General features: G+C 46.5%; 26 protein-coding genes. 10 read left to right on the top strand and 16 right to left on the bottom strand.

The genetic code is table 11. From position 1 onward, the window contains the following. The first annotated feature begins 8 nt into the window (after window positions 1-8). From surA to MHM89_RS09060, 7 genes are all read left to right on the top strand, one after another. Window positions 9-1,301, top strand: a complete 1,293-nt coding sequence (surA, locus tag MHM89_RS09090; RefSeq protein WP_022946348.1) for a peptidylprolyl isomerase SurA — start codon at window positions 9-11, stop codon at window positions 1,299-1,301. Window positions 1,302-1,306: 5 nt separating this feature from the next. Then, window positions 1,307-2,299, top strand: coding sequence for a 4-hydroxythreonine-4-phosphate dehydrogenase PdxA (pdxA, locus tag MHM89_RS09085; protein WP_239408650.1), 993 nt, complete (start codon window positions 1,307-1,309; stop codon window positions 2,297-2,299). Then, a complete protein-coding gene (gene rsmA / locus MHM89_RS09080) occupies window positions 2,296-3,102 on the top strand; it encodes a 16S rRNA (adenine(1518)-N(6)/adenine(1519)-N(6))-dimethyltransferase RsmA (protein WP_239408649.1) in 807 nt (268 codons plus the stop codon). Before pdxA ends, rsmA begins: the two co-directional genes overlap by 4 nt. Continuing rightward, on the top strand, window positions 3,086-3,475 hold the full coding sequence (gene apaG, locus MHM89_RS09075) for a Co2+/Mg2+ efflux protein ApaG (protein ID WP_022946351.1): 390 nt from the start codon (window positions 3,086-3,088) through the stop codon (window positions 3,473-3,475). Before rsmA ends, apaG begins: the two co-directional genes overlap by 17 nt. Window positions 3,476-3,479: 4 nt before the next feature. Beyond that, complete coding sequence (locus tag MHM89_RS09070; protein ID WP_239408648.1) at window positions 3,480-4,298, top strand: symmetrical bis(5'-nucleosyl)-tetraphosphatase; 819 nt, start codon at window positions 3,480-3,482, stop codon at window positions 4,296-4,298. Window positions 4,299-4,401: 103 nt separating this feature from the next. Beyond that, window positions 4,402-6,417, top strand: a complete 2,016-nt coding sequence (locus tag MHM89_RS09065; protein ID WP_022946353.1) for a methyl-accepting chemotaxis protein — start codon at window positions 4,402-4,404, stop codon at window positions 6,415-6,417. 130 nt (window positions 6,418-6,547) lie between these two features. Continuing rightward, window positions 6,548-8,209, top strand: a complete 1,662-nt coding sequence (locus tag MHM89_RS09060) for an amidohydrolase (protein WP_239408647.1) — start codon at window positions 6,548-6,550, stop codon at window positions 8,207-8,209. Here MHM89_RS09060 and MHM89_RS09055 read toward each other — a convergent pair. After that, window positions 8,194-8,424 carry a YgjV family protein gene (locus MHM89_RS09055; protein ID WP_045979623.1) on the bottom strand — a complete coding sequence of 77 codons (231 nt, stop codon included), beginning with the start codon at window positions 8,422-8,424 and terminating at the stop codon, window positions 8,194-8,196. The two genes, MHM89_RS09060 and MHM89_RS09055, sit on opposite strands and share 16 nt — an antisense overlap. A gap of 248 nt (window positions 8,425-8,672) precedes the next feature. On the opposite strand from MHM89_RS09055, the gene MHM89_RS09050 reads away from it, so the two are divergent. Further along, window positions 8,673-9,323 carry a Crp/Fnr family transcriptional regulator gene (locus MHM89_RS09050; RefSeq protein ID WP_022946356.1) on the top strand — a complete coding sequence of 217 codons (651 nt, stop codon included), beginning with the start codon at window positions 8,673-8,675 and terminating at the stop codon, window positions 9,321-9,323. A gap of 73 nt (window positions 9,324-9,396) precedes the next feature. Here MHM89_RS09050 and MHM89_RS09045 read toward each other — a convergent pair whose 3' ends face one another. The 8 genes from MHM89_RS09045 to rplU all read right to left on the bottom strand — a co-directional run bounded on the left by MHM89_RS09045 (window position 9,397) and on the right by rplU (window position 14,914). Beyond that, window positions 9,397-9,960 carry a phosphoribosyltransferase family protein gene (locus tag MHM89_RS09045; protein ID WP_022946357.1) on the bottom strand — a complete coding sequence of 188 codons (564 nt, stop codon included), beginning with the start codon at window positions 9,958-9,960 and terminating at the stop codon, window positions 9,397-9,399. A gap of 108 nt (window positions 9,961-10,068) precedes the next feature. After that, a complete protein-coding gene (locus MHM89_RS09040; protein ID WP_239408646.1) occupies window positions 10,069-11,307 on the bottom strand; it encodes a uracil-xanthine permease family protein in 1,239 nt (412 codons plus the stop codon). Continuing rightward, complete coding sequence (upp, locus tag MHM89_RS09035; protein WP_239408645.1) at window positions 11,307-11,936, bottom strand: uracil phosphoribosyltransferase; 630 nt, start codon at window positions 11,934-11,936, stop codon at window positions 11,307-11,309. Before upp ends, MHM89_RS09040 begins: the two co-directional genes overlap by 1 nt. Window positions 11,937-12,066: 130 nt before the next feature. Continuing rightward, window positions 12,067-12,438: a DUF3718 domain-containing protein gene (locus MHM89_RS09030; RefSeq protein ID WP_022946360.1), complete on the bottom strand. Its 372-nt coding sequence runs from the start codon at window positions 12,436-12,438 to the stop codon at window positions 12,067-12,069. A gap of 77 nt (window positions 12,439-12,515) precedes the next feature. Beyond that, complete coding sequence (folA, locus tag MHM89_RS09025) at window positions 12,516-13,007, bottom strand: type 3 dihydrofolate reductase (protein ID WP_026111312.1); 492 nt, start codon at window positions 13,005-13,007, stop codon at window positions 12,516-12,518. Between the two features lie 51 nt (window positions 13,008-13,058). Continuing rightward, window positions 13,059-14,216, bottom strand: coding sequence for an Obg family GTPase CgtA (gene cgtA, locus MHM89_RS09020; protein ID WP_239385029.1), 1,158 nt, complete (start codon window positions 14,214-14,216; stop codon window positions 13,059-13,061). 111 nt (window positions 14,217-14,327) lie between these two features. Beyond that, window positions 14,328-14,585, bottom strand: coding sequence for a 50S ribosomal protein L27 (gene rpmA, locus MHM89_RS09015; RefSeq protein WP_022946363.1), 258 nt, complete (start codon window positions 14,583-14,585; stop codon window positions 14,328-14,330). A 17-nt stretch (window positions 14,586-14,602) separates the two neighbouring features. After that, window positions 14,603-14,914 carry a 50S ribosomal protein L21 gene (rplU, locus tag MHM89_RS09010; protein ID WP_022946364.1) on the bottom strand — a complete coding sequence of 104 codons (312 nt, stop codon included), beginning with the start codon at window positions 14,912-14,914 and terminating at the stop codon, window positions 14,603-14,605. 344 nt (window positions 14,915-15,258) lie between these two features. Between rplU and ispB the strand changes: the two genes are divergently transcribed. Beyond that, window positions 15,259-16,230 carry an octaprenyl diphosphate synthase gene (gene ispB, locus MHM89_RS09005; RefSeq protein WP_045979626.1) on the top strand — a complete coding sequence of 324 codons (972 nt, stop codon included), beginning with the start codon at window positions 15,259-15,261 and terminating at the stop codon, window positions 16,228-16,230. Between the two features lie 102 nt (window positions 16,231-16,332). Here the strand turns inward: ispB and rpoH are convergent, their stop codons facing one another. From rpoH to ftsY, 4 genes are all read right to left on the bottom strand, one after another. Next, on the bottom strand, window positions 16,333-17,196 hold the full coding sequence (rpoH, locus tag MHM89_RS09000; RefSeq protein ID WP_022946367.1) for an RNA polymerase sigma factor RpoH: 864 nt from the start codon (window positions 17,194-17,196) through the stop codon (window positions 16,333-16,335). Between the two features lie 331 nt (window positions 17,197-17,527). Further along, on the bottom strand, window positions 17,528-18,514 hold the full coding sequence (gene ftsX / locus MHM89_RS08995; RefSeq protein WP_022946368.1) for a permease-like cell division protein FtsX: 987 nt from the start codon (window positions 18,512-18,514) through the stop codon (window positions 17,528-17,530). After that, window positions 18,511-19,191, bottom strand: a complete 681-nt coding sequence (ftsE, locus tag MHM89_RS08990) for a cell division ATP-binding protein FtsE (protein ID WP_022946369.1) — start codon at window positions 19,189-19,191, stop codon at window positions 18,511-18,513. Before ftsE ends, ftsX begins: the two co-directional genes overlap by 4 nt. 27 nt (window positions 19,192-19,218) lie before the next feature. After that, window positions 19,219-21,006 (bottom strand): signal recognition particle-docking protein FtsY, encoded by a 1,788-nt coding sequence (gene ftsY / locus MHM89_RS08985; RefSeq protein WP_239408644.1) that lies wholly within the window; start codon window positions 21,004-21,006, stop codon window positions 19,219-19,221. A gap of 138 nt (window positions 21,007-21,144) precedes the next feature. Between ftsY and rsmD the strand changes: the two genes are divergently transcribed. Next, window positions 21,145-21,747 (top strand): 16S rRNA (guanine(966)-N(2))-methyltransferase RsmD, encoded by a 603-nt coding sequence (gene rsmD, locus MHM89_RS08980; RefSeq protein WP_239408643.1) that lies wholly within the window; start codon window positions 21,145-21,147, stop codon window positions 21,745-21,747. Window positions 21,748-21,761: 14 nt separating this feature from the next. On the opposite strand, the gene MHM89_RS08975 is transcribed toward rsmD, so the two are convergent. Genes MHM89_RS08975 through MHM89_RS08965 form a run of 3 tightly spaced genes read right to left on the bottom strand, consistent with a single transcriptional unit; the run spans window position 21,762 to window position 24,101 of the window. Next, window positions 21,762-22,352: a YjaG family protein gene (locus MHM89_RS08975; RefSeq protein WP_239408642.1), complete on the bottom strand. Its 591-nt coding sequence runs from the start codon at window positions 22,350-22,352 to the stop codon at window positions 21,762-21,764. Then, window positions 22,336-22,665 carry a DUF2007 domain-containing protein gene (locus tag MHM89_RS08970; protein ID WP_022946475.1) on the bottom strand — a complete coding sequence of 110 codons (330 nt, stop codon included), beginning with the start codon at window positions 22,663-22,665 and terminating at the stop codon, window positions 22,336-22,338. The genes MHM89_RS08975 and MHM89_RS08970 overlap by 17 nt, the downstream gene beginning before the upstream one ends. Then, window positions 22,665-24,101: a hypothetical protein gene (locus MHM89_RS08965; RefSeq protein ID WP_130148573.1), complete on the bottom strand. Its 1,437-nt coding sequence runs from the start codon at window positions 24,099-24,101 to the stop codon at window positions 22,665-22,667. The genes MHM89_RS08970 and MHM89_RS08965 overlap by 1 nt, the downstream gene beginning before the upstream one ends. Between the last annotated feature and the right edge of the window lie 174 nt (window positions 24,102-24,275).

Below are 24,275 nucleotides of genomic sequence, written 5' to 3'. Positions count from 1 at the left end.
TAAAAAGTATGAAATTCAGACGTTTTTTAGCAACAACTTTATTCGCCCTAGGGTTATCTCAGGGTGTACAAGCACAAGAACAACTTATTGACCAAGTCGTGGGTATCGTTAACGAAGGGGTGATCCTTGAAAGTGAAGTGGACGCCATTGTTAACCGAGTAAAAGCACAAGCCAAAGAAAGTGGTCAAGATCTTCCCACTGACAGTGCCTTACGTGTGCAAGCTATTGAGCGACTCGTCAATCAAACCTTACTGATGCAAATGGCCGACCGTATGGGGTTAGAAATCTCCGATGGCCAGCTTGATCAAACTCTTGCAACCATGGCAAAAGACCAAGGCGGTACGATTGCCGACATGCGTCGCTCTGTGGAAGCATCCGGTGAAAGCTTCGCCCAATTCCGTGAAGATATTCGTAAAGAGATCACCACTCAGCAGGTATTGCGCGCTAACGTTGATCGTCGTATCTACATTAGCTTGCAAGAGATTGAAAACCTTTTGCAAATTATGGAGCAGCAAGGCGGCAACAGTGAGGAATACGATATTGGCCACATTCTTATCGATATTCCCAGCTCTGCAACGCCAGAGGAAATTGCCAGTGCGCAAGACCGTGCAGCTAAAGTAATTGAATTACTTGAAGAAGGCCGAGAGTTTAAGCGTATCGCAATCGCCTCATCCAGTGGCTCTAAGGCGCTCGAAGGTGGACAGCTAGGGTGGATGAGCACCAATGAAATGCCTTCATTATTTGCCGAGGCAGTGAAAGGTAAGAAAAAAGACACGATTGTTGGCCCACTGCGCAGTGGCGCGGGCTTTCACATCATTAAAGTACAAGACGTGCGTGGCCGCCAAGTCGTCGAAACTGTCGAGATGCGCTCACGTCACATTCTTCTCAAGCCCTCAATTATATTGAGTGAAGAGAAAGCACGCTCAATGCTTGAAGGCTTTGTCAAAGACTTGCGTGCCGGTGATGCTGACTTTGCCGAATTAGCAAAAGAGTACTCTGAAGACCCGGGCTCAGCACTTAAAGGTGGTGAGTACGATTGGACCGACCCTACTACCTATGTGCCTGCGTTTCGCGATACGTTAATGTCGCTAGAAAAAGGCGAGATCAGTGAACCGTTCCGTTCCACTTTCGGCTGGCACATCGTGCAACTGTTAGATAAACGCGTCGCCGATAAAACCGATTTAGCGAAGAAAAACCGTGCTCAGCAGCTGCTATATAATCGTAAGTTCAAAGAAGAGAGCTTTGCGTTCCAGCAGGAGATCCGCGAGCAAGCGCACATTGAGATCTTCGCAGAGGATTAATGGTTATGACCTTACGTATCGCCTTTACTCCGGGGGAGCCGGCTGGCATAGGCCCGGACTTATTGCTTGAATTAGCACAGCAGCAGTGGCCCGCACAACTGGTCGCTATTGCTGATGCTAAGCTATTGCAACAACGAGCCAAAGCCCTGGGTCTGCCGCTACGGTTAACGCCTTTTGATGAGCAAGCTCCTGCCCAGCCGAGCGAAGCGGGTGAGTTGTATATCCATCAAGTCGATTTAGCAACGCCTGTGGTGGCTGGTGAACTTGATGAGAAAAATGGCGAATATGTGCTTGATACTCTGCGTATCGCCTGTGAGAAAAACATGGATGGCACGTTCGATGCCATCGTTACAGGCCCAGTTCACAAAGGTATCATTAATAAAGCGGGAATTTCTTTTAGCGGGCACACCGAATATTTTGCACAACAATCAAATACTCCGGATGTCGTGATGCTGTTAGCAACACAAGGACTGCGAGTTGCGTTAGTCACCACGCATATCCCGCTGGCCTATGTAGCCAAAGCCATTACAGAAGATCGCTTGAAAAAGGTAATTGGTATTCTTGAGCACGATTTACGTACTAAATTCGCAATTGCCAAACCGCGCATTTTAGTCTGTGGTTTAAACCCACACGCTGGCGAAGGCGGGCACCTTGGCCGTGAAGAAATTGAAGTGATCACTCCGACCTTGGAAGCGCTAAATCAACAGGGTATGAACTTAGTGGGCCCCCTTCCTGCAGACACCCTTTTCCAAGATAAATACCTCAATGAGGCGGATGCAGTACTAGCGATGTATCACGATCAGGGGTTGCCTGTGTTAAAATATAAGGGTTTTGGAAATTCCGTAAATATCACCCTTGGCCTTCCTTTTATTCGCACCTCAGTCGATCACGGCACTGCCCTTGACTTAGCTGCGAGTGGCCAAGCAGACGCTGGCAGTTTTCGCGTTGCTTTAAATGAAGCAATCAAAATGGCGAGCAAAAAAGCTAAGAGACAATGACAGATAAATTACACCTAGGCCACTATGCTCGAAAGCGATTCGGGCAAAACTTTCTTCATGACGAAACCGTCATTGATAAAATAGTCACCGCTATCGACCCGCGTCCGGGCGATAACCTAGTCGAGATTGGTCCAGGTTTGGGCGCAATCACCGAACCGGTGTGCGAGTTGACCGACCACCTTAACGTGGTTGAGCTTGATAAAGACTTAGCCGAGCGCCTGATTCACCACCCTTTTATGGCACCGAAGCTAACGGTACATCAAGGCGATGCGATGAAATTCGATTTTTCCTCGCTGCTACGCAACGACGCCAAATTAAAAATATTTGGTAATCTGCCTTACAATGTTTCAACACCACTGCTATTCCACCTATTCAACTTTGTTGATGAGGTGGAGCATATGCACTTTATGCTGCAAAAAGAGGTGGTTAATCGTATGGTCGCAGGTCCAGGTAGCAAAGCCTTTGGCCGTTTGAGCGTAATGACACAATATTACTGCCATGCCATTCCTGTTATTGAAGTGCCGCCTAATTGCTTTAAACCGGCACCTAAGGTGGATTCGGCCGTGGTGCGCTTAGTGCCGAAAGACAAAGCACAACGCAGCGCTAAAGATACTAAGTTACTTAATACCGTGTGTTTAGAAGCGTTTAATCAGCGCCGTAAGACACTGCGAAATAGCTTGGGCAATTTATTGGATGAATCGCAGCTAAAAGGCCTAGGTATCGATCCAAGTTTGCGAGCAGAAAGCCTGAGTTTACAACAATTTATTGAGATTGCGAATTGGTTATATGACAACAAGCAGTAGTACAGATTCAGCGATTAAAGTGAATGTCGAGACCTTCTACGTTGAGGGTCAATCGGAGCCAGAGCAAGACAAATACGTATTTGCTTATAACATCACCATAAAGAATCACAGCCTGAGTAGCGCCAAACTCGTCAGTCGTTATTGGCTTATCACCGACGCCAATGGCAAAGAAGTCGAGGTAGAAGGTGAAGGCGTGGTTGGCGAGCAGCCAACCATCGGCCCGGGTGAAAGTTACAGTTATACCAGTGGCGCAGTGTTGGAAACTCCCGTAGGCACCATGCAAGGCTACTACGTGATGCGCAGCGAATTTGGCAATGAGTTCCAGGCGCCCATTGATGTTTTCCGCCTGAACTGCCCCAACATTTTACACTAAGCTCATGGCGTTATACGCAATAGGTGATCTGCAAGGCTGTTATCATGAATTTGATGCACTGTTGCGGCGTGTTGATTTCAACCCCAGCCAAGATCACCTCTATTGTGTGGGTGATATCGTTGCGCGCGGCCCCGACTCGCTGTCATGTCTGCGCCGACTTGAGCACTTGCAAGGCAGTGTGAGTGTCACCTTAGGTAATCACGATTTACACCTACTGGCTTGTGCAGCATTAAATAAAGAACCCAACCCAAAAGATAAACTCGCCCCTTTATTTGCCGCCGACGATTTTGACTCCCTACTCGCGTTTTTACGTAACCAACCCTTAGCTCTTTGGTTAGCACCGCTAAACACTCTGGTATGCCATGCTGGTTTGTCTCCACATTGGTCACTTGCGCAAGCTCTTGAGCAAGCGCAACAAGCGCAGCGCTGTTATCAAGGAAAAGACGCAGCTTATTATTTCGCGCATATGTATCAAAACAGACCTGTAAAATGGTGCGATTCTCTCAGCGAAATGGAAAAGTTTGTCTATACTATCAATAGTTTCACCCGCATGCGCTTTGTGGAACCCAGCGGTGCTTTAAACCTAAAAGAAAAAGGTAAACCAGGGTGTGATGAGCAGCTTGTACCTTGGTTTGCTCACAGCCATCGTCAGCATGATGATTTTGACATTGTATTTGGGCATTGGGCGGCACTAGAAGGCAAAACCGGGCGAGATAATGTACATGCTTTGGACACAGGATGTGTTTGGGGTGGCAGCATGACTCTGATGGACTTGCAGAGTAAGAAAAAAGTTGTAAATCAATGCGAATTTTTATCGCAATAAGCTGATAAAAACGCAAAAAGTTGTTACATTTTAGCAATAGTTACCTTAATTTATCCTTAATCCTGCCGATAAGTTAAGATATTTTATGTAGTTAGGAACATCTATGAAGCTTACTGTGAGTCAACGTATCTGGGGTGGATTCATCTTTATCACCCTCCTCCTTTTGGTTATAGGTGGCAACTCTCTTGTTCGCATTGCGAATATTGATAGCTCGACGCAAAGTGTTAACCAACTTTCTTTACCTGCTTTAGATAAAAGCTCTGAGCTACAAGTTGAATTTGTGCTCATGAGTAAAGCAGCACTGGGCGCCTACAATAGCGAGGATGAAAAGTCCCTTGCTGAGCTAAAACAAGCTTACAATAAAGAGCAAAAGCGCTTTGATAAGTCCATGGCGAGCCTTATGGATGTGGTTGCTAATGAGCCAGAATTAAAACAGCTCGCGCAAACCGTAGAAAAAACTTACACCCAATTTGAGGGCCAAGTCACTCAGCTGTTTAGCAATAAAGCGAAAGCGCTGGCGCTTCGCAATACACTGCGCAGCCAGTTTGATGATATCGACTTAAACGCAGAAGATGCCATTTCTGTGGTTCTTGATATTTCTGACTTAGACGGCCTAGAAGAAGACTCACCACGCGCTTACCAAGCAGTTACGCAATTGGAAAACAATCTCACCGCGATTGCCACCACAGGCAACGACATTCTGTCTGTTAAGAATAAGCAAACGCTGGAAATTATTAAGAACGACCAACTGTTTTACATGGACGAACTTGAACGCTCAATGGGGCTGATTGAAGAAGCTGTAAGCGCTAAAGATGCGTCACTGTACAGTGATTTAAATACCTATGTGAGTACCATTAGCGATGCGGTTAAAGGCTCAAGTTCACTTGCCGCAAACAAGCTGGAATTACTTAACACCTTAGATAAAACCACGGTTAATCTTGAAAACTCAGAAGTAACCACTGAGCAGGCGATCAAAAACCTGACCACCTTAGTGAAGCAAGTAAATAACCTTGCCTTCAAGCAACAAGAAGGTGTACGTGCCGATGTCAGTGCCGCTAATCTGTGGACTTGGTTGGGCATGATCATAGCCACCATCATCGCAGTGATTGTTGCTTACTTTACCGTAAGCCGTATTACTAAACCATTGAGTGAAGTAAACAGCGTACTTAATATTGTTGCCTCAGGAGATATGACGCAACGCTTAGACGACAGTGCACAAGATGAGTTTGGTGAGCTGGCACGCAGTTGTAATACCCTAATTGACAGCTTACGAGCTTTGATTCAGGGCATCATCTCGCGTTCAACGCAACTTGCTGCAGCATCGGAGCAGACGTCGACCATCACCTCTGAGTCAAGCCACGCAATTCAATCGCAGCGCGCTCAGGTAGAGCAAGCCGCGACTGCCACAACCGAAATGAGTAGTACCTCTCAGGCAGTGAACGACAGTGCTCAACAAGCATTAAGCGAGATTAAGAATGCCGACAGCGAAGCTAGCCGTGTTAAAGGGATCTCTAACCAAAACAAAGAAACTATCGAACAGTTGGCTATTGAAGTTGATAACGCCTCACAGGTTATTAATCAGCTGCATCAAGACAGCGCATCAATTGGCGGTATCTTGGATGTTATTCGTGGCATTGCCGAGCAAACTAACCTCCTGGCATTGAATGCTGCAATCGAAGCCGCACGAGCAGGCGAACAAGGGCGAGGCTTTGCCGTTGTAGCTGATGAAGTACGCTCGTTGGCAAGTAAGACACAAGAGTCGACGCAAGAGATTCAAAACATGATTGAATCGCTACAAACCGGAGCTCAAGCTGCTGTAGAAGCGATGTCGAAAGGCCGCCAACAAGCCGAGTCCTGTGTTGAGCAAAGTGAGCATGCAACCACTGCACTAGACTCAATCACTCACGCCGTTGCCACTGCACACGATGTGAGCGAGCAAATCTCATCGGCAGCGATGGAGCAACAGCAAGTGTCGCAAGAAATAAGTGAGCGCTTGGAGCAAATTGTTTCTATCGCTGAGCAGACAGCTCAAGGGGCCGACCAGACTTCAGAATCAAGTACTGAAGTGGCCAAGCTCGCTGAAGAGCTGCGCCAATCTGTAGACCGCTTTAAGGTTTAAACAGCCAAGTGCTGATGAGAAGGGCCGCTTTAGCGGCCCTTTTTGTTGCTGCTTAATTATCCTCCCCTTCCCGGCTGTTCCCTTGCGTATAAATTTGCTACATTCACAAAGCTGCTAACAGAGGATAAAAATGATGAAAAACAAACTCGTTGCACTATTAATGATGTGCTCTATACCTTGCACAGTATTGGCACAAACCACGGTTATTCATAACATAAAAGGCTATACACCCACTCAAAAAGGCGAGCTTGAGACCTTTGCAACCTTAGTGATTAAAGATGGCCGAGTGATCAATCGCGGCAAAGCACAACTTAGTAAAAGCTACCCAGATGCAAAGCGCATCGACGGCCAAGGTAAGGTGCTACTTCCTGGCCTTATCGATGCACACGGTCATATCATTGGCTTAGGACAAAACCTAATGCAGCTTGATTTACGCGGTGCAACCTCGGTTGCAGAGGTGGGAAAGCGTCTTCAAGCGTTCGCCGCACAGTCTGAACAGCCATGGATTATAGGTCGTGGCTGGAACCAGGAACTTTGGCCTGGAAAAACCTTCGCCAGTGCCGCAGATTTAGACAAGTTCGTAAGCGACAGACCCGTGGTATTAAGTCGCGTAGATGGTCATGCTATTTGGGTCAACTCCAAAGCCATGGAGTTAGCAGGTCTTGATAGTGAGGTAACAAGCCCAGCCGGAGGTGAGATAATACGCACTGCTCAAGGGAATCCGAGCGGCGTGTTTATAGATAAAGCAGAGCAGTTGATCACAGCACACATTCCCAAGCGCAGCGAGAAAGCTCTCGCCACAGCCTTAGATAAAGCCGGTCAACATTTATTAAGCTTAGGTATTACCAGCGCCCATGATGCCGGCATCGATTTTGATACGTGGCAACTGTATAAACAACGCGCCAAAGACAACAACCTTCCGCTGCGCATTTACGCTATGCTCGGGGCCACCGATGCTAAGCTCGAGACCATGCTCAAAGCTGGTAAAGTCGATGATAATGAAGACATGTTGGCCATTCGCAGTGTGAAAGTGTACGCGGATGGCGCGCTAGGCTCTCGTGGCGCCGCCCTACTGCAAGACTATGCTGACAGAAAGGGGCATAGAGGCCTGATGCTTGAGGACCAACAACAGCTCGAGGATATTTTCAGTTTATGCTTTAAGCATGGTTTCTCCGCTCATACCCACGCTATAGGCGACAGAGCGAACCAAATAGTGCTTAACGCATACGAGAATGTCTTTAAACGCACAGGTGGTATTTTGCTACGTAACCGTATTGAGCATGCGCAAATTGTTGATACCGATGATATCCCGCGCTTTAAAGCACTTAAGATTATTCCTTCTATGCAGCCGGCTCATGCCACCTCTGACATGCATATGGCCGAGCAGCGCTTAAGCGACTCACAACTAGCAGGCGCTTATGCGTGGCGTACATTTTTAGAGCAAGGCTCTCGTGTGGCAGCGGGTTCAGACTTTCCCGTGGAGCTTGCAAACCCTTTCCATGGTCTTTATAGCGCTATCACACGCCAAGACCATCAAGGCTTACCTGAGCAAGGTTGGCGTCCTAAAGAATTGCTCACGCGCGAGCAAGCTTTGCGAGCATTCACTCTAGACGCTGCCTACAGCGCCTTCCAGGAGTTTAAGGTTGGCAGTTTAGAAAAAGGCAAGTGGGCAGATTTTATCCTTGTCGACACCGACATTATTCATGCCCCGGTGCAGCAGGTATGGCAAACCAAGGTGTTAGAAACTTGGTTGGCAGGCCAGCGTCGCTACCAGCGTCAGCCTGCGCTTTGACGTTTAGCCTGGGCTAATTTGTGCAAGTGATAGATGTTAACAACAGAGAGTAAGGCGTTGGTCAGTGCCACTGGCCACGCCGCAATGGCGACCCCATAGGCAGTGAACGCGATACAGCCGGCGAGATTAAACCAACGCAGTTTCACGACATCGCTCATCGCCAGTGACGTAACTAATAAAGCAGAAGCGACATAGCCTAAATATTCCCAGGTCATTTGTTCTCTCCTCTGCTTTAAGTTAGCATAAACCTCGCTTGTTATAAGCCATTGTCGGCAACATCGCGAGAATAAGATAAAAAAGCCAATTCACACCACTGAGTAAAAACGAATAAGTAAACACGGGAATGATTAAACCTATGACGGACTCAGTCTCTGTGCGTAAATTGGCATAAAAAACGCTACATTTTCATCGTAGCGACATATTGGTGTAACAAAAAGGACAATTGTCCCAACGAGTTTTGACTATGTTTCAATATCATTTTTCTACCGACTTGGTAGAGCAGCTACTTCATTTCACTGGCAATCGCTACCAGCAGCAAAAAAAGGAAGTGCTATTACACCAAGATCAACCACTTAAAAAGCTGGTACTGGTGCGCAGCGGTACCGTGTCTTTTAGCTACGATGTGGGCAATGGGCGACGTTTGCTCTTAGGTCAGCTTGATTGCAACAACACCCTGATTGGGGAAATAGAAGCGCTTAACAATCAGCCCTGTATCTATACCGTAACCTGCTTTAGCGATGTAAGTTATAACCTTATCGAGCTCAAGCATTGGCGCCAAGTATTATTAGAGAACCCCCAACTGAGCTTGTACACAGCGCAAACTATAGCCGCGAAGTTTCAGGAAAACCAAAAGGTTAACCTTGATAAACTGTTACTGCCGCTAAGCTATAATATTGCCAAAGATTGCTTAATGCGGGCACAAAACAACAACCCGACCTTGTTACGCGCCTATCCGACTGTGAGCGCCGAGGCTGAGCGCTTTGCCACCACAGAGCGGGCTTATCGACGCGTGGTTACCGAGCTGGTTGATAAAGGGCTTATTGTGCGCAGTAAAGAAGGCTTACAAACAATTGATGTGTCAGCTTTAGAGGAGTTTGTAGAGAGCTTCACGTAAGTGAGATCAGAGCACCAGCCTGCCCACTTGGGTTGTAAAAATGGGATAAAAAAAGCAGCTTACGCTGCTTTTTTTAATCGACTAATAAGTCTTTAATGTTGGCTAAATCTGATTTACCTTCAATTAATTCCTCGGGGGTTAACCCTGAAAGTTCATGAGGGAATACCAGCCACTCATCCGATTCATGGATGTAATAGTCAGGCTTCATAGGGACTTTGGTATTTTTCGGCTTATAATATGGGCAAGCTACGCGAATATCTTTAGGCAGGTTCAAACGCATCAATTCTGCTAACTTTTCTTTTAATGCAAAAATACTGCGTCCTGAGTCGAAAACATCATCCACAATAAGGAGTGAATCACCTGCATTGGCATTTTCAATGATGTAATGCAAACCGTGTACTTTGATCTCTTTCGATTGCTTACCAATACCATAGTAAGAAGAGGTACGAACGGCGATATGATCGGTCTCTATCCCTTTATAATCATAAAACTCTTGTACAGCAATCCCAATAGGAGCACCACCGCGCCAAATACCAATAATAAAATCTGGACGGAAGCCGTCCTTATAGACTTGCGCAGCTACACGAAACGAATCTTCCAATAGTTGCTGTGCGGTAATATAAAGCTTATCTGACATAAGTTGCCCCTAGTTTGTGGTGGCTGAAGTTGAACACTGTGCTTAGTGTGCCGCCACCAAACGATAACGTGTGGCGGCAAATTCTATCGCATTTTCAGAATAAATGCTCTAGCCTTGCACTGGCGATTGCTTTTTACTGGGTAAAACAAGATTGAGCACAATGCCAAATATGGCGCACAAGCTAACACCTTGCAGGGCAAATTCATTACCACCTATTTGCATACCGCCAATACCCAACACCAAAATAAGTGCAATAATCACTAAGTTGCGTGGTTCACTCACATCCAAATCAGCCTTTAATAACGTTTTTAATCCAACCACAGCGATAGAGCCAAACAGCAAAATCATAATGCCCCCCATTACTGGGACCGGAATAGTTTGCAAACCCGCCCCCATTTTGCCTATAAACGCCAGCAAAATCGCGATAACGGCGGTCCACGTCATAACCTTGGGATTGAAGTTCTTGGTCAGCATCACTGCACCGGTGACCTCTGAATAAGTAGTATTAGGCGGTCCGCCAATACTGGCAGCTAGGCTTGTCGCGACGCCATCTCCCATCAGTGTGCGGTGTAAGCCCGGTTTTTTTAGGTAATCTTTACCGGTAACCTGACTAATAGCCATCATATCGCCAATATGTTCGATAGCAGGCGCAATGGCCACGGGGATCATAAACGCCACAGCCTGCCACTTAAATTCTGGCGCGCTGAATGCAGGCACAGCGAGCCATTGGGCATTGTTGATCACCGCAAAATCGACTACGCCAAAGGCCAATGACAGGCCATAGCCAACAACAACCCCAGCTAAAATAGGCACTAAACGCCACACTCCTTTGCCAAACACAGCAAAAACCAGCGTTGCCACCAGAGCCGCCATGGATATCCACATTGCATCATCATAGGCCACTAATTGGGCGCTGCCATCACCACTTTTGCCCATGGCCATATTCACTGCCACAGGTGCCAGCGCTAAACCGATGACCATGATCACCGGGCCGACAACCACCGGTGGTAGCACGCGGTGCAGCATGTCTGTGCCTTTCAAGCGAACAAGTACGCTCAGTAACATGTAGGCGACACCTGCAGCCATTAACGCGCCCATGGTAGCGGCACTGCCATACAATTGGTTACAGGCAATGATAGGTGCGATAAAAGCAAAGGACGAAGCCAGAAATACCGGAACTTGCCCGCGAGTAATAAGCTGAAATGCCAATGTGCCAGCCCCAGCACTAAACAATGCGACGTTCGCATCAAGGCCTGTTAATAAAGGAACTAGAACCAAGGCGCCAAAGGCGACAAACAACATTTGCGCGCCGGTGAGGATGGTTTTAGGTGCAAATAAAGGCGTCATTAAACGGTACCAAAAATCTTGTCTCCGGCGTCTCCAAGCCCTGGCACAATGTATCCTTTTTCATTGAGGTGGTTATCAACTGATGCAGTATAAATATCAATATCTGGGTGTGCCGCCAGTGTCTTTTCTATCCCCTCTGGGGCAGCGACTAGCACGATCACTTTAATTTGTGTGCAGCCTGCTTTTTTCAACATATCTAAGGTCGCAATCATTGAACCACCGGTGGCCAACATTGGATCGATAACTAGGCTCAGGCGCTCATCAATATTGCCGACCAGCTTTTCAAAGTAGGGCACCGGCTCTAAAGTTTCTTCATTGCGCTCAAGGCCAACAACACTTACTTTCGCTGCGGGGATCAGGTGCATCACCCCCTCTAGCATCCCCAAACCGGCGCGCAAAATAGGCACTACGGTAATCTTTTTACCTTTGATGCTTTGCACTGACAATTCACTCCCTTGCCATCCATCAATGATTTTATCTTCTAACTCTAAGTTTTGAGTGGCCTCATACGTGAGTAATGTACCCACTTCCGATGCTAACTCACGAAAACTTTTGGTACTAATGCCGTGTTCGCGCATTAAACCTAGTTTATGTTGAACAAGAGGATGATTGATTACATGAACTGCCATATTGATTTCCTGAAACGTTGTCATAACTGCTATTTTATCTCAGTATAGGAAGAGAACTGAATGGCTATCGCCAATTATAGGCAAAAAAAAACCATGGACTTGGCCATGGTTTCTTTTTTGTAGACGGTGCTTAAAGACCGGCACGGTCCTTAATGGCTGCGATCAGCGGTGAACCCGCGTGATTGCTTGTTGCCCAATTTAAATCGGCGCCATCTTCTAGTGAACTTTTCGGTAAGCTTTTAATGATGTACTCGCCGGTGTCAACTGCATTGCTCGCAACTGCGTGACGGACTAGGTTGTTGCCATTACACTTTACAGCATCGCTGATATCACGAATCTTAAGGCGAGCTGAGCGCAGCGTCTTACGTAAACGGTTTTTATCATCTGCAGCAATATACTCACAGATACTAATAGCTAGGCGATCATTCGCACTTGCAGGAGTGGTATACAGCGCACTTCCAGCTAATACGGCAGTAGCGATAAGCGTTGACATTAATTTCATTTGTAGCACCCTTTAATACTTTTTTCTTACAAAGTAGACTAATAGTTTACCAACAAGCACTAATTTTATCAATCAACTCACACTTCTTTATTAAGTGTAACAAACTCGTAGTTATGTGGATTCGTCGCATCTTTACTATGGCTAACCCGCTCTACACAGCGCCACCGGCCAACTTGCTCATAATCAGGGAAACGAGTGTCGCCTTCTACTTGCAAATCAATAAAGGTCAGATATAAGGATGAGGCTAAGGGTAAAAACTGCTCATAGATATGCCCGCCACCGATGACCATTACCTCTTCAACATCCTCAACTTGCGCTAGCGCTTGTTGCACCGACGTAACCACTTCGGCTCCTTCAAAAGCATAGTCTGAGTTGCGGGTGATGACAATATTGCGTCGTCCTGGAAGCGCTCGCCCAATAGACTCTAGCGTCTTACGGCCCATAATAACGGGCTTACCTAAGGTCACTTGCTTAAAATGCTTTAAATCGGCTGGAAGATGCCATGGCATATCGTTGTCTTTGCCTATTATGCGGTCTTTGGCCATGGCCGCAATCATCGATATTTTCACTACAGATATCCTATATACAAAAGGGCGCAAGTGCGCCCTTCATAACAGTTGTTAACGTTCGTAAATGATCTCTACATCGTAGTCGTCATCATCCCAATCGTCCCAATCATCGTCATCACTGTCTTTGGTGGCATGACGATGGTAGGTGTCCCACTTAAACTCAACTTCTTCTTGTTCCTGCTCTTGCGCGAATTTTTCTTTCGGCATGGACTCAAGAAGTTGCATAATATCTTGGCATAACACTTGGGTGTTCAAGCCGCTCGCCGCTGAGATTTTATAAATATCATGCTCGACACCCAGCTCATTAGCGATGCGGTTACATACCTCATCTACTTCGCTTTCATCGAGTAAATCAATTTTATTAAAGACTAACCAGCGCGGCTTGTCAGCCAACTTAGGGCTGTATTGGTGTAGCTCATTAATAATGGCAAACGCATTGTCTAAAGGGTCTGAGCCGTCAACAGGCAACACATCGATGATGTGTAATAACACTCGGCAACGCTCTAAGTGTTTCAAAAAGCGTATCCCTAAACCGGCACCATCAGACGCCCCTTCGATAAGCCCTGGAATATCAGCAATAACAAATGACTGCCCAGAGGCCGGACGTACTACACCGAGGTTAGGTATCAAGGTCGTAAATGGATAATCAGCCACTTTCGGCTTGGCTGCGGAAACGCTGCGAATAAAGGTCGACTTACCGGCATTAGGTAAACCTAACAATCCCACATCAGCAAGCAACATCAATTCAAGCTTGAGATTACGTACTTCGCCAGGTGTTCCCAGGGTCTTTTGACGTGGTGCACGGTTGGTGCTTGATTTAAAGCGCGTGTTACCAAGGCCATGAAATCCACCTTTTGCTACCAGTAGTTTCTGTCCATGCTTGGTTAAATCCCCTAACCCCTCTTGCGTATCAACATCGGTGACTCGCGTGCCGACGGGCACTTTCAAGGTAAGGTCTTCACCTTTTTTACCTGTACAATTTCGGCTTTGGCCATTGGTACCACGTTGGGCCCGATGAAAGCGCTCGAATTGGTAATCAATTAAGGTGTTAAGGTTTTCGTCTGCTTCTAAGTAGACGCTGCCACCATCACCGCCGTCACCACCATCAGGGCCGCCGTCTGGGACATATTTTTCGCGTCGGAATGACACCACGCCGCTGCCGCCGTCGCCAGCTTCTGCACGGATTTCGACTTCATCAACAAATTTCATGATTTTTCACTTAGCGGATCTGCGATTGAATACCTGTATTATACAAGTTTATATGTATTGAAAACAAAAAACCCCGCAAAAGCGGGGTTTTTCTGTAAGCTGGGTTACTGATTATTCAGCAACGATGCTTACGTATTTGCGACCTAGGGGACCTTTTTGTTCGAATTGAACTTTACCATTTGATGTTGCAAATAGTGTGTGGTCTTTACCCATGCCTACGTTTGAACCCGCGTGGAAACGAGTACCACGTTGACGTACGATGATGTTACCCGCAAGAACTGATTCACCGCCAAAGCGCTTAACACCTAGACGTTTACTTTCTGAATCACGACCGTTACGAGTACTACCAGCTGCCTTCTTATGTGCCATCTTTCTGTACCTCTAAATTAAGCGCTAATGCCAGTGATTTTAACTTCAGTGAACCATTGACGATGGCCCATCTGCTTGCGAGAGTGCTTACGACGTCTAAACTTAACAATCTTCACTTTCTCGCCACGACCGTGAGAAACAACCTCAGCTGTTACTTTACCACCGTTTACGAACGGGGTACCGATCTCGATTTTCTCACCATCAGCAACTAAAAGTACTGTGTCAAATTCAACCGCTGCACCAGTTTCTACGTCTAGTTTCTCTAGACGAATTGTTTGACCTTCAGTCACACGGTGCTGTTTACCACCACTTTGGAAAACCGCGTACATAATTAACTCCGTCTGTGCGCCCTCAAATCGACGCAACTAAATATTCTTCAATAGGGCGCGAAGTCTACGCTAAAACGCCCGGCTTGACAAGCTGTTTTTTCAATAAAAACTTGAAAAAATGGCGTCGATGAGGACATGAAAAAAATTTTCCTTATTCTATCTGTTTTTAGCCGGTTGCCAAGCAGATTAAGCAGTTTTTAATCACTTTTTTTAGCTTTGGCTTATTTTTACTGTTAAAGCTTATAAAAATGATGCTTTGCTGTGAAAGTGTCGAGCAATGGCAAAAATTCATGTACAATTCATCGCGCATTTCCTTGAACAACCGACAGTGGGCACGGAGTTAAATGGATATAAAAGCTATCCAGACGCTTATCGCTGACGATATGAACAGCGTCAATCAGTTAATACATGCGCAGATGCAATCTGACGTCGCACTGGTTAACCAGCTTGGTTTATACATAGTAAATAGTGGCGGCAAACGCGTACGCCCCATGTTAGCGCTGCTCGCAGCCCGGGCCTTAGGTTACCAAGGCGATAAACATGTCACCCTAGCGACTATCGTTGAGTTTATCCATACGGCGACCTTATTACATGATGACGTGGTAGATGAATCTGACTTACGTCGCGGCGAGCCTACCGCTAATGCCGAATTTGGTAACGCAGCCAGCGTGCTTGTGGGAGATTTTATCTACACCCGCTCTTTTCAGCTCATGGTCGGGTTAGGGCAAATGCGGATCATGGATATCTTGGCCGATGCCACCAATGTTATCGCCGAGGGCGAGGTTCTACAGCTAATGAACTGTAACGACCCAGATACCACCGAACAAAGCTATATGCAGGTCATCTATTCGAAGACCGCTAAACTGTTCGAAGCAGCCACTCAATTAGCAGCAGTGATCACCGAGCAAGACGCAAACGTTGAAGAGGCAATGCGCTTGTACGGTATGCACCTCGGTACGGCTTTCCAGCTCGTTGATGATGTGTTGGATTACAGCGCCGACGCCCACACGCTGGGCAAAAACATTGGTGATGACTTAGCTGAGGGTAAGCCGACGTTACCATTAATTTATGCTATGCAGCATGGTGAAGCGGCGCAGAAACAACAAATACGCGAAGCAATAGAGCAAGGAAATGGCTTAGATTACCTCGGTGATATCTTGGCGACATTAACACAAACAAAAGCGCTTGATTTCACTATGCAGCGCGCTCAACAAGAAGCCGACAAAGCCATTTCGGCATTGGATTTTTTGCCTGAAAGCGCAGAGAAAGAGGCGCTTGTTGCCTTAGCGAATATCGCAGTCAAACGCGACCATTAATGGGTGCCAGTAAAAACACACTATAAGTAGTGCTTTGATAAACGATTACTTAGATCGAAAAAGGCCAGCTAAGCTGGCCTTTTTTGAGCACGGTATAACTACTTATGCCATCGCATTTTGCAGCTTTTTCATCGCCGTTTTTTCTAGCTGGCGTACACGCTCTGCTGACACTTCATATTTTTGTGCCAACTCTTGTAGTGTCGCTTTCTCATCTGCAAGCCAACGCGAAGTAACGATATCCTGCGAACGATCGTCCAGCGTTTTCAGTGCTGAGAATAAGCGTGCATGAGATTGCTCTTGCCATTGCTCCTGCTCTACACTTTCGGCTAAATCCGAAGCGTTGTCAGTTAAGTATTGCACTGGCGAATAGCTTTGCCCAACACTGCTATCATCTTCGTCAGCACTTAAATCGAAGCCCATATCTTGGCCGCTCATACGTGATTCCATTTCACGTACTTCTTTTTCACTAACGCCTAGCTCGCTGGCCACTGTGGCCACCTCTTCTTGGTTGAACCAACCTAGGCGCTTTTTGTTTTTGCGTAGATTAAAGAACAGTTTACGCTGCGCTTTAGTGGTCGCAACTTTTACGATACGCCAGTTTTTAAGCACATATTCATGGATTTCAGCTTTGATCCAGTGTACGGCAAAAGACACCAAACGCACTCCCACACTGGGATCGAAACGTTTAACTGCTTTCATAAGGCCAATGTTGCCCTCTTGGATTAGGTCTGATTGTGGCAAACCATAACCGCTGTAACTTTTGGCAATATGGGCGACAAAACGCAGATGCGACATGATCAGCTGCTTTGCAGCCTCTAGATCGCCTTCTTGCTGTAATCGAGTCGCTAACCGACGTTCTTCCTCGGCCTCGAGCATTGGGATGGTGCTAACAGCCTGCAAATATCCTTCGATGCTCGCGCTTTGTTGGCCAACCGTTAATGCCATTGCATTTAAATTCGTGCTCATTTTTCACCTCGGGTGATCAATCTGTCCATTTAATTTAGCACTCTTTAACCGAGAGTGCTAATCGCATTGTAACCTTTGACCTTATGCATATCAAGAAGTTCTACAAATCTTCTTAATGCGCTCTAACTTAATGATAAAAAAGGAAAATAAGTTGAGAGATTCAATTGTAACTCACAAAGATGACAAAAGAATAACAACAACTTTTAAATTCAACCTAGCAAAGAAGCCCTGAATTAGAAGTGAACTATAGCACCGCCTCACGCACTTGCCACAAGCAAAGCTGTGAGCATCACTTGATGAAACAACCGTGCTTACAAGCGGTGCCAGCCCATTAAACTTTATCCGGTTCAATTTCCTTGATATATCGACGCACAGATAAGTACGAACCACTAAAGCCCAAGATCACTGCTAAGCCAATAAGAATGAGGAATTCGTTCGCATCGAGCCCTTCTAGAATGAAGTTCGACTGGTATATTCCGGTCACTTGCACAACGGCCGACTCTAACCACCACATCATCAGCAGGTTGCAAATTAGCGCCACAAAGCCGCCAATAATGCCATACCAGATGCCTGTCCATAAGAACGGAGCTTGAATAAAGCCGTTGGTAGCACCAACTAACTTCATTACTTGAATTTCACTGCGCTTGTCAATAATAGACAAGCGAATGGTATTGCCAATAATAAGAATGACAGAAGTGAGCAATAATAGGGCAATAGTGATCACGCTTTCCTTAAGAAGATTCAAAATTGCATTTAGACGCTCCAGCCACTCGATATCCAACTTGCCAAAGTCGACCTCTCGCTCTTGTTGTAATTTATCTAGTAGCGCATTAGCAGCATCTGCATTACGGTAGCGTTCACCCGGAGTGACCAGCACCACATCAGGCAAAGGGTTGTCATCCAAATAATCTAACGCATTAGCAAAGCCAGACACCTGTTTAAACTCTTCTAGCGCTTGGCGCTTGCTAATAAAGCGCACTTCTTCAACTTCTTTATAGAGCGCCAAACGTTTTACCAAACTTTGCGTTTGTTGCTCCGACATTTGCTCTTTAACAAATAAGGAAATCTCCGCTGCATTATCAAAGCCACTACTGACTTTCTGTACATTTTTAACGACCAAGTACAAAGTAGAAGGTAAGGTTAAGCTTAGTCCCAGTACAAGGATTGTCATCATTGATGCAGTTGGTGTACGCCACATCTCTCCTAAGCTCTGCACCCCTTGACGAATCGTATTAATAATACCGAAGTACATGCGTGCAACGGGCGAATGGCCTTTGCGCTGATAATCAGTTTCCCGACCTTTAAATAATAGACTCATGAGAGCGCCTCCTGAGCCAGTGGATCACTGAGCAGACGGCCTTCTTTAAGCGTCAGGCTACGATATTTCATCCGCGCTATTAAACCAAGATCGTGAGTGGCGATAAGCACAGAAGTACCATGGCGGTTGAAGTCTTCAAATAATTGCAGAATTTCCATCGATAACTCAGGGTCTAGGTTACCTGTGGGCTCATCCGCGAGCAGCAAAGGTGGGGAGTTAACGATTGCGCGGGCTATGCCCACCCGTTGTTGTTCCCCCCCAGAGAGAGTTGTTGGGTTACAGCGGGCTTTATCACTGAGCCCCACTTTATCCAGCGCAGCATAGACACGCTTTTCTAATTGTTTGCGATGTGCCCCTTCAATAATCAGCGGTAACGCGACATTATCAAACACGGAGTAACGTTCAAGAAGTCGATGATTTTGAAAAATAATACCTATATCGCGGCGCACAAATGGAATTTGCTTTGCTTTGATAGCAGCGAGGTCTACGCCATTAATGGCGACTTTACCAGCTGAAGGGCGCTCCATTAAGCTAATAAGCTTAAGCAGCGTACTCTTACCAGCGCCACTGTGCCCGGTGAGAAAAGCCAACTCTCCTTTTTCGATATGAAAGCTGATTTTCTCTAAGGCTCGATGGCCCCCCGGGTAGGTTTTACTGACCTCTTGGAACTTTATCATTGTTATTATTTCCCAATGTTAGGGTAATTATTGTTCGTTGCTAAACAGCGCCTCTATAAAGTCATCACTTTTGAAAGTGCGCAAGTCATCGATGCTTTCACCCACACCAATATAGCGAATAGGTGTTTTAAATTGGTTGGCTATGGCGAATATAACTCCCCCTTTCGCCGTGCCATCTAGTTTCGTCAAAGTGATACCCGTCAAACCAACGGCCTGATCAAATAGTTTTACTTGGCTTATCGCATTTTGACCTGTTCCCGCATCAATGGTCAACATCACTTCATGGGGTGCTTCAGGGTCTATTTTTTTCATCACTCGCGCTATTTTTTCAAGCTCTTGCATTAGATTGTCTTTATTTTGCAAGCGCCCGGCGGTGTCAGCAATCAGCACATCAACGTTTCGCGCTTTTGCAGCTTGGAAAGCATCAAAGACCACAGAAGCGCTATCAGCTCCGGTATGCTGCGCGATAACGGGAATATCATTACGCTCTCCCCACACCTGCAGTTGTTCTACCGCTGCTGCACGGAAGGTATCGCCTGCGGCAAGCATTACCGACTTCCCTTGTTGTTGATACTGTTTAGCAAGCTTACCTATGGTGGTGGTTTTACCGACACCATTAACACCGACCATAAGTATGACAAACGGTCCATCTTTGCCCTCAAGGTTTAATGGCTGCTCAGCACTTGCCAACATTGTTGCCATCTCTTGCTTCAGTAGCTCATATAAAGCCTCGCCATCTTTGAGCTGCTTGCGATCTGCTGCATCGGTAAGGCTATCAATCAACTTCACGGTGGTATCCACACCGACATCGGCTGTTAGTAATTGTGTTTCTAACTCTTCGAATAATTCATCGTCAATTTTTTTGCCGCTAAATATAGACGCAAAGCCGGAGCCGATGTTTGACTTGGTTTTTAATAGCCCTTTTTTGAGTCGTGAGAAGAATCCTGGCTTTTTCTCAACTACGGCCGCTTTTTCTGCCTGCTCTTGGGCGAGGCGTTCTTGTTCTTCACGCTCGGTTTGTTCTTTAGCTAGGCGTTCCTGCTCTTCGCGTTCTGCTTGTTCTTTCGCTAAACGTTCTTGCTCTTCACGCTCTGCTTGTTCTTTAGCTAGGCGCTCCTGCTCTTCACGTTCTGCTTGCTCTTTCGCTAAACGTTCTTGCTCTTCACGCTCTGCTTGCTCTTTCGCTAAGCGCTCCTGCTGTTCACGTTCTGCTTGTTCTTTCGCTAAACGCTCCTGCTGTTCACGTTCTGCTTGTTCTTTCGCTAAACGCTCCTGCTGTTCACGTTCTGCTTGTTCTTTAGCTAAACGCTCCTGCTGTTCACGTTCTGCTTGTTCTTTCGCTAAGCGCTCCTGCTGTTCACGTTCTGCCTGCTCTTTAGCTAGGCGCTCCTGCTGTTCACGTTCTGCTTGTTCTTTCGCTAGGCGCTCCTGCTGTTCACGTTCTGCCTGCTCTTTTGCAAGGCGCTCCTGCTCTTCACGCTCGGCTTGTTCTTTCGCTAAGCGCTCCTGCTCTTCACGCTCGGCTTGTTCTTTCGCTAAGCGCTCCTGCTCTTCACGCTCGGCTTGTTCTTTCGCTAAGCGCTCCTGCTGTTCACGCTCGGCTTGTTCTTTCGCTAAGCGCTCCTGCTCTTCACGCTCGGCTTGTTCTTTCGCTAAGCGCTCCTGCTCTTCACGCTCGGCTTGTTTTTTCGCTAAGCGCTCCTGCTCTTCACGCTCAGCCTGCTCTTTTGCAAGGCGTTCCTGTTCTTCTTGTTTTGCTTGCTCTTCTTTTTTACCTAATCCAAACCAGGACAGAAACTTACTTTTTTTAGCCATTGTATGAAACCATATTTCCAGTCATGGCGATGCACTCGCCTTTTAAAGCAGCTGTCGTTAGCCACAAATATTATTTATAATTGCGCGTTATATTACCATTTTCCCAGCCTGTGGAAAAAGCATATAGTGAGTAAATGCATGTCCATCAATAGAAAAGCCGCAAAACCCGCGCATAAACGCACAACAAAAACAGGGCAAATACGCATTATTGGTGGTCAACATAGAGGCAGAAAGTTACCAGTACATGATATTGAAGGCCTAAGACCAACCACAGATCGCGTAAAAGAGACCGTTTTTAATTGGCTCATGATGGATATTCGTGATGCCCAGGTATTAGACTGCTTTGCAGGTGCCGGCAGTCTAGGGTTTGAAGCCCAATCACGATTTGCCAAACAAGTGACTCTGTTTGAGTTGGAGCCTAAAGCAGCACAGCAACTACGCGATAACGCAGCACTCCTTGACATGCTAAACGTGAGTGTACAACAAGGGGATGCGTTATCTCTGTTAGCTCAACCAAGCAGTGCGGCTTATGATATTGCTTTTATTGACCCACCTTTTAATAAGGGACTCGCCTATAAATGTGCCCAAGCCTTGGAAGAAAATGGTTGGCTAGCTGACGATGCTTTAGTGTATGTGGAAGTGGAGGCGAATAACGCCGACTTCACTGCTCCTGATAACTGGCAGTTGCGAAAGGAAAAACGCGCTGGGCAAGCTTGGGGACGCTTATACCAGCGCATGTGATATGTGGCGTTGGGCTAAATCTCTACACCAATGTTAGTGTGCCCATCCTCTACAGCAAGATGGCGCAAGGCTTTAACATTGTCTTTATCGATGCGAGTCAAAGCTGAGACAAAGTCAATTAACTCACTTAGCACCCCAACCTCGTATTCCATTAATGGGTGTTGGTTTACATCTTTGGCTTGATAAGGTTGCTCGTCCAGCTCAAACTGATACTCAATCAATCGTGCTACTGTACCTTGAGCAATCTTGCATACGTTGACGTACTCTTGCTCATCCTTGCTTTGAATCCCATGCAAAAGCGTTAGCAGCGCGGTTGCCGCATCGATAGCTGGATATACACCAAAGACATCAAAATCAGACACTTCTGGCACATTTGGTTCAACTTTCTCGACTAACTTCTCGATACTAATCTTACTTTTTGGTAAAAGAATTTTTTCCCAACATAAAGCGAGTGCATTTTTGAGTACTGCGGGATCTCCAAATTCAAGTGCATCACTGAATAGCGAGTAGTTAGGAAGCATACGTTCCATTAAGGCTGCCGCTAACGCAGCTTTTTGCACCGTATTCAACTCACGAATACGCTGAAAGTTATTGGGCTTGTTCATGTTTTTCTTTCATGCAGGACCAACACAGATCAAAGCTTGCAGGGTTCCACTGCTGACAATGGTGGCATTGCCACTTCTGCGCGGATGTTTTCGATTGTCGATATTCTAACAAGATTTGTTGGGCGGCGGACAGTTTTATATCGTACACCCACACACCAACGCCAGCCTCAATGAAAGGGATCTCTCCCAAGGCCCCTTGCAGAGCCTCGCCGGTCAAACGACTTTCTATACCAGCATGTTGTAGGCGACCTTTAATGATATTGGCCTCGACGCCGTGCTCAGCGTCGAAGACCTTAACCCACTTGAAATCCACTACGAATCGCTTTGCAGCTGCTTCTGGGCGTAGTCAAATTTCAGTTTGTATTCCATCATTTTCTCTTGTGCTTGCTCTAGCTCATCTTTGAGTTCGATGTGCTCAGAACGTAAGCTATCAAAAGCTTGGCGAGCTTGTCGTGAATCATTATCAATACGTGAACGCAAGCTCTCATTACGCTCTCGCTCATCGCGATGGCGGTTGGTCAGCTCTTGAATTTGCTTCTTCAGCTCTTCAATTTCTTGCTCTTCTTGCTCACAACGAACTTTATGTTGCTCAAGCTCTTCAGCAAGCGATTGCTTCTGTTGATCCAGCTCTTCGGTTTGCGATTGCTTCTCAGCTAAGCCCTGCTCTAATTCCTCTAACCGCGCTTGCCACTGTTGCTGCTGCTGTTCAAATTGAGCTTGTTGCTGTTGCGCTTGTTCTTGCAGAGCTTGCTCATGCTGCTCGCTTTGCGCTTGCATTTGCTGCTTCAACTCATCAATGGTGCCCAGCTGTGCCGTAAGTTGCTCGATTTTCTGCTGCGACTGCTCTATTTGCTGAGCCATATCGCCGCTACTCGCATCTTGACGCTCTAAACGTTCAATGAGTTGCTGATTTTCTTCCTTATGTTGAGCAACCGCAGCTTGTTCCTCGCTGAGCTGTTCACGTAGCTGCTCACCTAGTTGCTGTAAGCGCTCAACAGTAAGCTGGTGATTTTCACCTTGCTGCTCTGTTTCATTAAGCTTTTCAGACAGCTCCGAGAGTTGCTGATTCTGACGGCTAACAAGCTGCTCGTAGTGAGCCAGTTGCTCTGCAACAGCTTCATTTTCTTTTTGCAGATCAGTGAGCTGCTGTTCGAGCTGCTCGTTACCTTGCTGTTGCGAAGACACTTCTTGCAGTTTTTCTTGCCACGCCATATTGCTTTGACGTTGGCTCTCAAGCGCCTGCTTCAACGATTGGTTGTCTTGCTCCAACCGTGTTTTTTCCTCTCGCAACGCTGTTACGGCATCCAATAACTCTTGGCGCTCGCTTTGCGAATTGTAATTATCGCTCTCAAGCTCCGTTAAACGATGCTTCAATGCCGCCAGTTCATGTTGTTTTTGCTTAAGTTGAACATGCTCATCGGCATACTGCGCATTTTCCTGCTGCGCCTCTAGTAACTGACGATTCTGTTTGGCATAGCGCTCTTTAATAGCACTGAGCTCATTACGCAATTCGTCTAGCTCTGCGCTATCTCCACCACGACCCAGCTGCGCTGCAACGAGAGCAATGCTCAGCTGCTGACTTAATTGCGCGGCAAGTTGATTTACTTGTTGATCACTGGATGAAGCCGCCAAGGCTTGATTTAACTGCTCTGGCTCAACATTGAACAAATCAGCACAACGTTGTGCGAAGTCACTTGCTAATTTATCCGTTACTTCATTGTGATGGTATTCACCACTGTTGATAGCCATCTCTCCCCCTTTGCATCAACGTGCGGCACCGTATCACCGACACGAGCCCTCTACGCATACGCATATTCTTGATTAATCTTGTCTTTTGCCTTAGCTTTTGAATTGGCGAGCGGCAAATTGTTAACATTAAGCCCGTTATTTGTAAAAATGTCTAGCCCATAGTTAACATTCCCT

Source organism: Pseudoalteromonas sp. CNC9-20, assembly GCF_022347875.1.
GTDB lineage: Bacteria > Pseudomonadota > Gammaproteobacteria > Enterobacterales > Alteromonadaceae > Pseudoalteromonas > Pseudoalteromonas ruthenica.
This window is presented reverse-complemented; position numbering and strand designations above follow the sequence as displayed.